Genomic DNA, 11,955 nt, shown 5'->3' on the forward strand with positions numbered 1-11,955 from the left:
CCGCATAGTCGCAATTACCTCAGCGCATGGCAACGCGCTAACCTCCGCGTTTCCTGGCAAGCCGTATTCGGAGAACCCCGGTAACGCCGCGCAATCGCGCTGATATATACTCAGCCGTCCTGCAGTCTCGTAGTCTGAATGGGCTGTCCACTCAATTCGGAGGCTACCGCCATGCCGCGCATGATGACCCGGCAGTACGCAGACGAGATTATCCAACGCCTGTCCGCGCTTTCCCTCGACACCAAACCCAAGTGGGGTACTTCCACACTACCGCAGATTCTCGGTCATCTGACCGATGTCGTGCGCTATACCATGGGCGAAGGTCCCGATATGCTCTTCAAAGGCAACTGGAAGACGCGCACGATCTTTCGGACGCTCATCATCAATCAGATCGTCGCCATCCCGCACAACGTGCGCATCCCGCGACGCGTTGGCAGCAAAGGACCGGTGGTGCTGCGGGATGGCGACCTCGAATCGCTCAAGAAGACGCTCGACGAGTATCTGTCGCAAGCCGAGTCCGGTAATCTCGCGTCGCGAATCCACCCGTTCTTCGGAGAATTGTCAGCCAAGTCCTGGCGCAAGTTTCACGTCGCGCACTTTACCCACCACCTGAACCAATTCGGCGCGTAGTGCGACTCAATTGCAGAATAGAGAGTCGAAGGGGAGCGGAAGGGCTTGGCGGCGAGGTAATACGCGAAGATCCCTGGATTGAAAAGACGCTCCTCCCTGAACTGGCTTCATGCCAATCTCATGGCACGTGCACTGTACAGTAGGGTAAGACAAAGCCTGCAGCCGTACTAGGAATTCCCGTGACAGGCCCTCTCCCAGAATTCCCGAGCCATTTGGAGATAGGCGCGACGCATCTCTTCGGTCGCGAACGCTCGATTTCGTACGACAGTATGCCACCCCGCATGGATTAGAAACTCGATACAGTCCTCCGAATCTTTGATTTCCTTGACGGCGGTCCATGAATGCTTCATCTCGCACTCCAATTGTCTTGTGATCAGGCAATCGGGGCGGATTTCAACTTCGCAGATAAAGGGCCCATCTGTTCCCAATAATTCCCGATAGCATTTCACAGCACGAATCCGCCGCCCTCTTGAGCTTTCCCTCACGCAGTAGCCGGCGACTAATACGAAGACGAAGATGGCCATTCCGACACGAGCCCATAGTTCACCTTCGCCAAAGACGTAGATAGCGATCCCAGCCAAGGCGCCGAGCAACCCCGCTCCCTGCCATGCAGCAAAATAGTAGTGCCGAGAACGGTTAAAGAGGCGAAGTTGCGTGTCGACTAGATCGTCGATCGTAAACTCAAAGCGAGCTACCATTTCGACTCCTTTCTCGGCCGTGACATCAAGCCAACTTGTCCCCCGCACTTGACACGATAAAGGGGCAGCCAGTGGCCGCCCCTGCGGATGAAGACGATATACTCTCAGGAAGACCTGCCGTCAATAAGGCAGCGGCTTTCCATCCAGTGCCTTCTTGAGCACGTCTTCGATCTTCACGGGAGCGCCGCCCTGGCGTTTGCTTTCGTCGGCGGCTTCCATGAACGCGAACATCTCAATCGTTTCTTGCGGCGTAATAGGCGCAACCTTGGTCTTGAAGAACTTCATGATTTCGACCACAAGCGGCGCATAGGAGTCATCAGGATTCTCTTGCTGCTGTGCAACAGCCTTGTCGCCGAAGATGGTGACTTGGTGCGGCGTGGCTTTGGTGCGCAAGCCAATGAGCGTACCGATGCGCCCCCCCGACCACGTGCCGGTCACCACGTCGAATTCCGGTGTTTCCGTGCGAACCACCGTCTCGCAGCCCGTCTTCATGACCGTGAACAATGCCTCGGTGGCGTGCACGCCATACCAGAACAAACCGGGGTGATGCTCTTCATGCGTGGCAGGGCCATACGACAAGGCGCCGCGCACCGCGCCAACGTCCTTGCCCAGCACCTCTTGCATGCTCGGATAGTAGCGGTACGACGAAGACGAGAACGTCGGTATGCCGCTTTCCTTCGACAAACGGAAGATCTCGATTGCGTCCTTCAGTGTGCCCGCGATGGGCTTGTCGATGTAAATGATCTTCTTTGCCGCAAAGACCGGTCTGGCCTGCTCCAAATGCGGCCTTCCGTCTACGCTCTCAAGCAACACGGCATCGACCATCGTGCACAACTCTTCAATGCTGTCCACGATCTTCACACCGTATTTGGTCTGGATTTCCTCGGCATACTTGTCTACGCGCGTGATGCTCGACTCGACATCGGGGCTGCCGCCTTTGAACGCCGCAATCACCTTGCCGCCCGGAACATGCTTCGGATTGTCCGGGTTATTGATCAACTCCGTGAAGGCGCCCACATGCGAAGTGTCCGTTCCGATGATGCCGATCTTCAGATCGTCTGCCTGGGCAATGCCCGCAAACGGGATCAGTGCGGCCGCTAAGCCAATTGCCACTACCAGAATCACCCTGTGCAATCTCATCTGTTGTGCTCCCATGGGTTCTCTGAACCCCGCTAGTCCTTACGTTGCTCTTTATACGGAATAGGGTCTGTATTCGCTCTGTCGAAATCCTGAATGCGAATGTTACGCCAGCGAACTTGCTTGGTTTCTTTGGACTTTGAAGAATGGACTTGTAGCGCGATGAATCCTCGCAATGTCATCGAATCGTCGAGATCCGTCACGGGGATATCGTTCACCCATGTCTTGATGTTGTCGCCGCGCGCTTCGATCCGAAACTTGTTCCACTCATCCTGTTTGAATGCGCCGCGTGCCCGCGCCTTGTCGTCACCTTCCAGCTTGAACAGCCACCCGCGCCGCGCTTCATCGTAGATTCCGCCGGTCCACGCACGGTCAGAAGGGTCAATCTCTACCTGATAGCCGTGCACACGTCCGTCGTGATACCCCGCGTAGCTGTTGCTGCGAATCTGTACACCCGAGTTCATGCCCTGGTCCACTCTGAATTCAAGCTCAAGGATGAAATCCCCATAGACTCGATTCGTACACAGGAACGAGTTGTCCGTTCCCGAAACCATCTTGCCATTCTCTTCACGGCCCGGGACAGTTGTACCCACCACGGCGCCATCTTCGACGTGATACGGTGCCGTGCCGCCGCGTTGTGTCCAGCCATCCATCGACTTTCCATCGAATAACGTTACCCAGTGCTCGGGCATCGGAGGAACCTGCTCGTCCGGATCTACTGCGGGCTTCTGTTCCTTTTGCCCCGCGGAAGCTTTCTCTGCGGCCTGGGCGACCGCTGCCGCGGAGAAGATGGTATGCATCGCGTTCATTTCGCTGTTCTCCCTGCAGTTACGCCAACGACCATGGCTCACGCATGGCGCGCAGGACGTGCGAGTTTGCCTCCTGGTCATCACCGAAGTTCTCAGCCTTCGGATCCCACTTCAACGTGCGCCCCAACTGCATGGAGATGTTGCCGAGGTGGCACACAGTCGCGGAACGATGACCCACTTCCGCGGTACAGATTGGTTGCTTTCTCGACTTTACGCACTCCAGAAAGTTCTGGTGATGGTCGTTGCTCCTGTAAAGCTGCGTCTCAAACGCCGAGAAATCAGCCTCCAACAACGACGCCGGATTGGACGTCACGTTCTTTCGGCTCGCGCGCACGCTGCCCTCAGAACCTTCGATTTGGATGTTCGGCCCGCCGGTCTTGCAGTAGAGCTTCACGCCGTTCGCGTACGTGCATTCAAAGAACACTTTGGTCGCCGTAGTGAAGAGACCGGTTTCCGGAAACGCGCCATTACCCGACACTTCCACGGGTCCCGACTCATCCATGTCGAGCGCCCATTGCGCGATGTCGAGATGATGCGCGCCAAAGTTCGTTACTTGGCCGCCGGAATAGTCGAGAATGAACCGGAACGTATAGTGGCAGCGCAACGGGTGATACTCAGCCCACGGCGCGGGCCCCAACCACATGTTATAATCGAACCCCTCGGGCACCGGCTGCGGTGTCCACGATGGACCGCACTCCTTGTTGTTGCCGGGAATGCCTACGCTGATTTGATTGATCGTTCCCAGCTTTCCGTTGCGCGCAAGCATGGCCGCCTTCCAGAAATACTCTGAAGAACGTTGCTGGCTGCCGGTCTGCAGGATTCGGCCATGCTGCTTAACCACGTCGCTCAGCACGCGCCCTTCGCCAATGGCCAGAGTGAGTGGCTTCTCGACGTAAATGTCCTTCTTGTTTTTTGCCGCGTCGATGGCCGGGATTACGTGCCAATGATCGGGTGTGCCGATGCATACGGCGTCGATATCGTCACGCCGGGTTATCTCGCGAAAATCGTTGTACGCCTGGCAGTCGCTGTTCTGATACTTCTTGTCGACATTTTCTTTGGCAGCGTTGCGATGGCTCGTGTCCACGTCGCACACCGCAACCATCTGCACTTCCTTTCGGCCGAGGAAGTTGCCCATGTTGCCCATGCCCTGCCCGCCGGTGCCAATCGCTGCCATCACGATTCTTTCGCTTGGCGCGACCGCTCCATCGGCCCCTAGTGCCGACGATGGGATTATCGCGGGGAAAGCGAACGCCGCGCCCGCCGTTTTCAGAAACGACCGCCGGCTCAGTCTCCGTTTCGATCTCATGCCCTGCTCCCCTGTTTGCGTCCCCATACGCGCCGAGGACGGAGTCCAACGATTAGTGGGTGTAGGTACCCATTTAGACCGGGAGAGAAGAGCAACCCAAGGTGCGTTCCGCAGGCACGCGACGCGAAATGCGTGGCAACTTCCATGCAATTGACAGAACGCGCTCTCCCCCCTCAGATACGAGCGACGTCCCTACATCTTAGGCGTACCGTCCGGTATGATCAACCCCGCAGATGCACGCACCCCGGCGTTCGCTTGTAGGAGATCGGACGATGCCCACTTACTCGAATCCCTCGATACGGTTCTTCCATTCAAGACGTCTCCGCACACGCACGTTGCGCGTCCTCGAAGATCTTGAGCAAAGTTCAAACGCCGCCGAGCACGGAAAGGCGCTGGGTGAACTCGTTGTGGAGTTGACCCAAGCGGGGATGAGTTATTTCTTTCTCACACCCATGGAGATGGTTAAGATGAAGCCCGTTGTGCAACGCTCGGCCAAGATTGGCCTTTCGAGTATGCTGGGTGTAATGTGTCCGATCGTCAAGAACGTTATCGGCCACATGGATGACGCGCAATTGAGGAAGATCGCACAGTTCATTCGAACGCTCATGTGATATCGATTATACGGGAAAAATCCTTAAGGGGGGATTATGTCAACTGCAATCCGGCTGTTCTTTGTTGGTGTACTTGTGGCAATTTCTGCGTGGGGGCAAGCTGCGGGAGACGCGCCGTCTCCAATTGCCCTGGAGCCTGGAGCAAGGCAGTTGTTTCTGGATGATGCGGTAATTGCCAAGATGAGCGGCCTGACCCGCACCATGCATCAACCCGAAAAGCGCGGCGCCGTTCTGAAGCCCGACATCCCGACGGACGGGGATCTCATCCAGATACGCGGTGAGCCCGTCTGGATACCCGAGGAGGGCGTTTACAAGATTCTCTATTTCGCCTGCGCCCGTGACCCGAAGTACAGCTTTGGAATTGCCCTCGCTACTTCAAAAGATGGCCTGCACTGGGACAAACCCAATCTGGGCCTGGTGGAAGCCCTCGGGTCCAAAGACAACAACTGGATCGCCATACCCGAAGAGATTGCGTGGCCCGAAAACGCGATGGAAGGCTTCGTCTACGATCCGGACGATCCCAACCCCGCGCACCGCTACAAGGGACTCATGGGCGCGACTCGCCGCAGGCCCGTGGTCAGCCCCGACTGCATTCACTGGTCCCCGCTGGGCGATGCCGTGATTCCCTCAAGCGACGAAGGTCATCTTCTCCATGACCGCGCGCACAAACAATATTGTGCGATTGTGAAGACCGGCAACGAATACGGACGTGCCTTCTCCATTGCTACCAGCACCGACTTTGAACATTGGACGCCTAACCGTTTACTGTTTGGCGCGGATGCCATTGACCAGAAGATGGCCCCCGATGTGATCAATCGCCGCCTCAACAATCCCAACATGCTAGGACCGTTCTTTGTCGAACCCAATCCTGCGGTGACTCCGGTTCCCAACGATGGGCTTATGCATCAACCCATCTGGCGCGCAGAGGTCTACAACGTCGGCGTCTTCACCTATGAGGGCTTCTATATCGGCCTCCCCAGCATGTATTACCCGACCGCGACCTGCCTTCCCGAGCGCAACAACACTGACGGATTTCATGAGATTCAGCTAATCGCCAGCCGCGATCTGAACTCGTGGATACGCCTCGGCGACCGCAAACCCTTCATCGAGTGTTCGGGTATCGAGAAGGGGCGCATCGGCGTCTACGACCGTACGCAAATCCTTGCCGCCAACGCGCCGCTCGTCAAAGACGATGAGCTCTGGTTCTACTACAGCGGCTTGAAGTGGCGCGACTCCAACTACGGACTCAATAAGGATGGTTCTCCGCGCGACCCCGCAACACTGACTGACGAAGAACGCGCCGATTTGAAGGACGGTTGGGGCGCGGCCTGCCTCGCGGTGCTCCGCCGCGACGGGTTCGTCTCGCTCGATAGCGGTTATTTCGCAGGTTCACTAACTACAAGGCCGTTCAAACTCAACGGGAAACGGTTATACATCAACGCGGCCGCGGCCAAGGGCCAAGTGACAGTGGAATTGATGAGCAAGGATGGACGGAGTATTCGCGGCTATTCAGATTCTGATTGCACTCCCGTTGTGGGTGATCGCGTACGAGCGGAAGTAACGTGGAAAGATGGAGCCGACATAGCATCGCTTTCCGGGCAGGAGATACAGTTGGAATTCTGCCTGAAATCGGCAAGCTTGTACTCGTTCTGGATGGAATGATGGGGGAGTTGTGTATGCGGTATTCAAAGGCATTGCGTACGCAGAGCATAGTCCTGCTCGGTACTCTATTGGCTATTTCCGCTCACGCGGAGGCAAATACCCCACAAGTAATTGAGCAGGTGTTGCGCGACTGTGGTTTCGAGACATCTCAGACATCTACAGACACGAAGCCTCCGTCGCTGAGTATCGTTTCTGCTTCGCAGGACTATGCCAAGCCCACCGCCGACCGCTGCTGCCACACCTTAACGCCGTTGCGTGTCGGCGAAAAGACCTTCGAGAAGGGAATTGGCGCACATGCCAACGGCCGGATTGAGATTCAACTCAACGATCCCTTCGCGCGATTCACAGCAGCCGTTGGCATCGACAACAACAACGATACCGCCGGCAACAAAGGATCGGTGGAGTTCATCGTTCTCGTCGACGGTGCCGAACGGTTTCACTCACCCTTATGTCGCGGCGGCGATGCGCCTGTCCCCGTCGATGTAGATTTGTCCGGCGCGAAGATGGTTGAACTCCTGATTCGCGACGCCGGCGACGGAATCAACTACGACCAAGCGGACTGGGCCGATGCCGTGTTGGCAGCAAAAGACGGCTCAAAGTACTACCTCTCAGACTCTGTAAACGACATGCCAGGCAAAATCATCGACAGTCCTCCCACCGTCTTCATCTACAATGACACCCCGTGTTGGCAACTGTTTCCCACCTGGAAACACACCACTGGTACGCAAGGAGCCAAACGCGTTAGCGCGTGGACGGAACCTAACACAGGTTTTACGGCTACACTGACGGCAGAAGTTCATCCGGAGCCCGCTTCAGTTGAACTACAATGGCACTTCGCAAACGCCGGATCCTCTCTCAGCGGTGTGATTAGCGCCGTCGACAGCATCCACCTTTCGATGCCCGCGGGCGACCACAAAGCTGTACTTTGGTCGGGTACTGGCGGTACGACGGGAACCTTGGAGAATTCGCCCGGCTTCGCCGTGACGGCGACGCCGCTGGGACGGAAGGTGCTCACCGTGGAAGACGGCCGCTCCAGCAATGGAGATCTTCCCTTCTATATGGTGACGGGTCTCAGCGACGCCTGGGGTGTAGTGTCCGCACTTGGATGGTCCGGCCAATGGAAAGCCGAAGGCCGTTTCGAAAACTGGAAAGCAACCTTTGTATCAGGCATGGACCCCGTACACTTTCGCCTTCCTTCAGGAACATCCATTTCTATGCCGACAGCACTGCTCATCCCATTTCAAGGCGACGAACGCACCGGCTCGAACCTTTTGCGCTCGCTGCTTCGCAACCGCTATCAAGCGCACCTCGATGGTAAACCCGTCGACCCGCCTGTATCCTTCAATTCATGGTTCACGTTTACCAACAAAGTGAACGAACCTATGCTCAAGGAGTTGGCTAGCCTTGCCGCGCCGACGGGTATTGAGTACTTCTGTCTTGATGCAGGCTGGTTTGATGGCGATTTCCCGTACGGCGTGGGCAACTGGACCGTGAACGTCGAGAAGTTTCCCAATGGTCTCAAGCCGCTTGCTGACCATGTCCACAGTCTCGGAATGAAATTTGGGCTTTGGTTTGAACCCGAGCGCGTATCCGGGGATACACGATGGGCGCGTGAGCACTCCGATCTCTTGCTAGGCGGCACCCCGCAACCTGGCGACGTTGACTATGAACGCCACATTATGGACCTTGGTAACCCCGCTGTCCGCACCCTGATCCTCGACATGATGAGCAATATCATTTCTGAGGTCGGAGTTGACTGGATTCGCTACGACTTTAACGCAAATTCGCTCCGTTTCTGGACGCGCGCCGAAGGAGAAGAAGAGAAGGGACTGAAGCAGGCACTCTACATCAACGGTCTCTATGAAATGCTCGACGAACTCATGCGCCGACACCCTGGTCTGCTCATCGAACAATGCTCCAGCGGCGGACGGCGCATAGACTTGGAGACGATCCGACGTGGGCACACGTTCTGGAAGAGCGACGACACGATGGACCAAGCCCTTATGCGATTCCATGAAACCGGGGCAAACGTGTTTCTGCCGGGCGGCTTGCTGAACACGAATTACTGCAAGTTCAACTCTGAAGGAGAGGTCCTGGCACTATTCGCGGGACCCCTCGCGTTTGGACTTGATTACCGCACTCTGGCCCCCGAACAAACGGCGTTTCTTACGAAGGCCGTCGCCGCATACAAGACGGTGCGCAGTTTCATCAATGAAGACTACTATCCGCTCTTCGATCAGGACACGAGCCGCAAGCTGTGGAACGGTTGGCAGTTCATCGATCCGGAGACGGGGAATGGCTTTTTCACCGTCTATCGTCAGCCAGCATCCCCGTATGCATCCGCCGACGTAAAGCTGTCCGGACTTAATACCGGTGCGACCTATACGCTGGAAGACGTAATGTCTGGCAAACAGACGGAGGCAACTGGCTCGCAGTTGGAGTCCGGCTATACCATTTCGCTTCACCCCGGCACCGCCCATGTGTGTCGCTTCTCGCCACAAAAGTAAGGTAAATCGATGGCTGGCAGACGCACCGGGATGGACCCCATTCTTGCCGGAATAGAGTCCGGCTTGGTACCATTAAGCTACGTTGCGGTTCCACTCCATGGCTTCATGCAAGGTCACGGGGCTGGTCGTTGAAGGCGCTTTGAGTCACTTTGAATCCGAGGAGAAATCCCATGCCCTTGTTCGGCTATGTCTGCGAGAAATGCCACACCGAGTCCGAGATACTTGTTCGCGGCAGCGAAACTCCAACGTGCCCCTCGTGCGGGTCCGCGAAACTCACGAAGCAGCTTAGCGCCTTCGCACCCATGACGGGCGCGTCTTCTTCGCCCGCGCCCTCACCGTGCGGCGCCAGTTCGTGCTGCCAGATGGCGGGCGGCGGCTGCCCCTACAATTGAGCGGCACCCTATAGCGAATGCGCATTTGTATATTAACAAAAGGTGAACCGTACGGTTGGACCCGGCACTACATTGCCGCATTTCGCTCAAGCGGGCATGAGGTTATCGTCGTCGGACCCAATATCTCAGACGACACACTTCGCTCATTTCAACTCGAACATCTCGACGCCGCCGCGTCGCGGACTGACGTTGAATCCGAACTGGATCCTTCTATCAAACTCGTTGAAGTCCTTCCAACGAGATGGCAGCCTAATCTGATTGTCGCCATATCCATGGCGGGAACGCCTCTGTGCCCGAGTTTCGCGGGAATTGCTTGTCCGCGTGTCTATCTGAGCATCGACACGTGGCAAAGCCCGCGCGACTATCTGGATGCACTCCACTACGACCTTGTATTTGCCGCGCAGAAATCATTTGTCCCGCGTCTCAGCGCGATGGGGGCGGGGAACGTTGAATGGCTGCCGCTCGCGTTTAATCCCGAGCAACACTTTCCCGTGGAGATGGAACCGCGCGCCGACGTCTCTTTCACGGGTACCATTTCGCTGCCCATCCATCAGCAGCGGATGGAGCTTATACAACGGTTGCAGCGCGAAGTGAAATTCATCGGAAAGACCGCCCTGTTCGGTCCAACCATGTGCGCGCTGTGTTGCGCGGGTAAGCTCACGTTTAACCACAGCGCCGTGAACGACGTGAATATGCGGATCTTTGAAGCTCTTGGCATGGGATGCGCCACATTGACCAATTCACAAGCCGAGGAGAACGGGCTTTTCGATCTCTTCAATAACGGAGAGCATCTTGTTGCTTATTCCGATGAAGAGGATTTGATTCGCCAGACGCGCCGCTATCTCGCCGACGATGACCTGCGGCAGCGTATCAAGAAGGCCGCGCGCGCGATCGCGCTGGAACATCACACGTACGGACACCGCGCGGATTACATTGTGGATTCGGTGCAGAGACTCATGGCGCGGACCACACGCAGTAGCGAGATCGAGGAGTCCCCGTTGGCCGCGGCATTGCCGTTGGGTGTGAATACCGTGTCGGTGGTTGGTGCCGGGCTGGACAATGCGAGTTGGCGCGGTATTCGTTCGCCACATCGCGTGGTTATAGGCGATGCGGAGCGCGCCGATGCCATTGTCGTGTCGGCGTTAGGCGCACCGACGGCTGCCGTTCCGGAGATGATTGAGCGATCCGCGCGCAAACTGCGCGATGGTGAAACGTTGCTGCTCGTGGCCCGCCCCCAGGAACTCGAAGCGCTCGATTTGCAGATTGACGCGCTCGCGTTACGGCGATGGCTTGTGCCGTTTGGCCTTGTTCTCAGATTGGCGCTGCTGGCCGACGAAGTCGTTCCCGGCGAACGGGTCGCATTGCTCGCCGCCTGCAAACGCAGCACGACATTGTCACAAGTAATCGACGATACGTTTCGGACGCTGCCCGAGAACTGCCAGCAAGTCCGCAATGGAATCGATGCTTGGCAAGTCGCGAACACGCCGGAACTGTGAACCACCTTACGCAACCAGTCACTTCGCGGCCCTGTCTATCACGTACTCCACGATTGCCTTCGCATCGTCGTATTTAGTCTGGTGTCCTTCCTCTTCGCGAAAAATAAGCAATACGTTGCGATTCATGGCCTTGAGTACTTTGGCGAGACGCACGACACTGTCGGGCGGCACCGACTCGTCCTTACCTGAGGCGGTAATGCCCACGGGCATCGTGAATTTTTCCGGCCAATATTCGGCACTGCGTATCTTATACTCGAGGGGAATCTCCGCTTTCGTCCCGCCGAACGATTCACGGATCGCGTCCTGGAAGTTCTCATACAACAGATGATTTGCGGTGCCGTTCATGGACGCAGCCCCCGCGATGAGCTCGGGGTGCAGGGCCGCAAACGTCAATGTACTCGACCCACCCATCGAGCCGCCGGTCAAGAAGACCCGCTTCACGGTGTACTTCGCTTTCAGTTCATCGATGATTTGAACCAGATCGGCTTCCGCTTTCGGACCCATCCACGAAGTCTTTGCGCGGTAATCGGGTGACACGAAGATCATGCCGCGAGCCGCCGCCACGTCGCGCGCGGCCCGACACTCGTCCCGTGTATCATTCACAAACTGCCAGCGATCAGAGCCATGCCCGTGCAACGCAATCAGAACATCGTGTGGAGCATCCGCCTTGAAATCCGTTGGCAATACAACGACATACCGTTGCTCTG

11 protein-coding genes are annotated in these 11,955 nt (G+C 56.8%); 6 read left to right on the plus strand and 5 right to left on the minus strand.

Going from position 1 to position 11,955, the window contains the following annotated elements:
- Positions 1-171 precede the first annotated feature (171 nt).
- The gene (locus K1Y02_21065; GenBank protein MBX7258867.1) at positions 172-630 is read left to right on the plus strand and encodes a DUF1569 domain-containing protein; all 459 of its coding nucleotides are present in this window, start codon (positions 172-174) and stop codon (positions 628-630) included.
- 167 nt (positions 631-797) lie between these two features.
- On the opposite strand, the gene K1Y02_21070 is transcribed toward K1Y02_21065, so the two are convergent.
- The 4 genes from K1Y02_21070 to K1Y02_21085 form a co-directional block, all read right to left on the minus strand.
- Positions 798-1,328 (minus strand): hypothetical protein, encoded by a 531-nt coding sequence (locus K1Y02_21070; protein ID MBX7258868.1) that lies wholly within the window; start codon positions 1,326-1,328, stop codon positions 798-800.
- 120 nt (positions 1,329-1,448) lie between these two features.
- Positions 1,449-2,462, minus strand: coding sequence for a Gfo/Idh/MocA family oxidoreductase (locus K1Y02_21075; GenBank protein ID MBX7258869.1), 1,014 nt, complete (start codon positions 2,460-2,462; stop codon positions 1,449-1,451).
- Between the two features lie 38 nt (positions 2,463-2,500).
- Entirely contained in the window at positions 2,501-3,157 is a 657-nt protein-coding gene (locus K1Y02_21080; GenBank protein MBX7258870.1) for a DUF1080 domain-containing protein, read from the minus strand.
- Between the two features lie 136 nt (positions 3,158-3,293).
- The gene (locus tag K1Y02_21085; GenBank protein MBX7258871.1) at positions 3,294-4,580 is read right to left on the minus strand and encodes a Gfo/Idh/MocA family oxidoreductase; all 1,287 of its coding nucleotides are present in this window, start codon (positions 4,578-4,580) and stop codon (positions 3,294-3,296) included.
- A 272-nt stretch (positions 4,581-4,852) separates the two neighbouring features.
- Here K1Y02_21085 and K1Y02_21090 point away from each other — a divergent pair, with 272 nt between their 5' ends.
- The 5 genes from K1Y02_21090 to K1Y02_21110 all read left to right on the plus strand — a co-directional run bounded on the left by K1Y02_21090 (position 4,853) and on the right by K1Y02_21110 (position 11,248).
- On the plus strand, positions 4,853-5,191 hold the full coding sequence (locus K1Y02_21090; GenBank protein ID MBX7258872.1) for a hypothetical protein: 339 nt from the start codon (positions 4,853-4,855) through the stop codon (positions 5,189-5,191).
- Positions 5,192-5,227: 36 nt separating this feature from the next.
- The gene (locus K1Y02_21095; GenBank protein ID MBX7258873.1) at positions 5,228-6,853 is read left to right on the plus strand and encodes a hypothetical protein; all 1,626 of its coding nucleotides are present in this window, start codon (positions 5,228-5,230) and stop codon (positions 6,851-6,853) included.
- Between the two features lie 14 nt (positions 6,854-6,867).
- Complete coding sequence (locus tag K1Y02_21100; GenBank protein MBX7258874.1) at positions 6,868-9,360, plus strand: alpha-galactosidase; 2,493 nt, start codon at positions 6,868-6,870, stop codon at positions 9,358-9,360.
- Positions 9,361-9,530: 170 nt separating this feature from the next.
- Positions 9,531-9,752, plus strand: coding sequence for a zinc ribbon domain-containing protein (locus K1Y02_21105; GenBank protein ID MBX7258875.1), 222 nt, complete (start codon positions 9,531-9,533; stop codon positions 9,750-9,752).
- 17 nt (positions 9,753-9,769) lie between these two features.
- A complete protein-coding gene (locus K1Y02_21110; protein ID MBX7258876.1) occupies positions 9,770-11,248 on the plus strand; it encodes a glycosyltransferase in 1,479 nt (492 codons plus the stop codon).
- A gap of 18 nt (positions 11,249-11,266) precedes the next feature.
- On the opposite strand, the gene K1Y02_21115 is transcribed toward K1Y02_21110, so the two are convergent.
- On the minus strand, positions 11,267-11,955 hold a 689-nt coding region (locus tag K1Y02_21115), incomplete at its 5' end, for an alpha/beta fold hydrolase (GenBank protein MBX7258877.1).

It is taken from the genome of Candidatus Hydrogenedentota bacterium (assembly GCA_019695095.1).
Taxonomy (GTDB): Bacteria; Hydrogenedentota; Hydrogenedentia; order Hydrogenedentales; family SLHB01; genus JAIBAQ01.

Bases quoted from the DNA above. Each gene is read 5' to 3' on its own strand.
- K1Y02_21065 (MBX7258867.1), top strand. From the start codon at position 172: ATGCCGCGCATGATGACCCGGCAGTACGCAGACGAGATTATCCAACGC.
- K1Y02_21070 (MBX7258868.1), bottom strand. From the start codon at position 1,328: ATGGTAGCTCGCTTTGAGTTTACGATCGACGATCTAGTCGACACGCAA.
- K1Y02_21080 (MBX7258870.1), bottom strand. From the start codon at position 3,157: ATGCCCGAGCACTGGGTAACGTTATTCGATGGAAAGTCGATGGATGGC.
- K1Y02_21085 (MBX7258871.1), bottom strand. From the start codon at position 4,580: ATGAGATCGAAACGGAGACTGAGCCGGCGGTCGTTTCTGAAAACGGCG.
- K1Y02_21090 (MBX7258872.1), top strand. From the start codon at position 4,853: ATGCCCACTTACTCGAATCCCTCGATACGGTTCTTCCATTCAAGACGT.
- K1Y02_21095 (MBX7258873.1), top strand. From the start codon at position 5,228: ATGTCAACTGCAATCCGGCTGTTCTTTGTTGGTGTACTTGTGGCAATT.
- K1Y02_21100 (MBX7258874.1), top strand. From the start codon at position 6,868: ATGCGGTATTCAAAGGCATTGCGTACGCAGAGCATAGTCCTGCTCGGT.
- K1Y02_21105 (MBX7258875.1), top strand. From the start codon at position 9,531: ATGCCCTTGTTCGGCTATGTCTGCGAGAAATGCCACACCGAGTCCGAG.
- K1Y02_21110 (MBX7258876.1), top strand. From the start codon at position 9,770: ATGCGCATTTGTATATTAACAAAAGGTGAACCGTACGGTTGGACCCGG.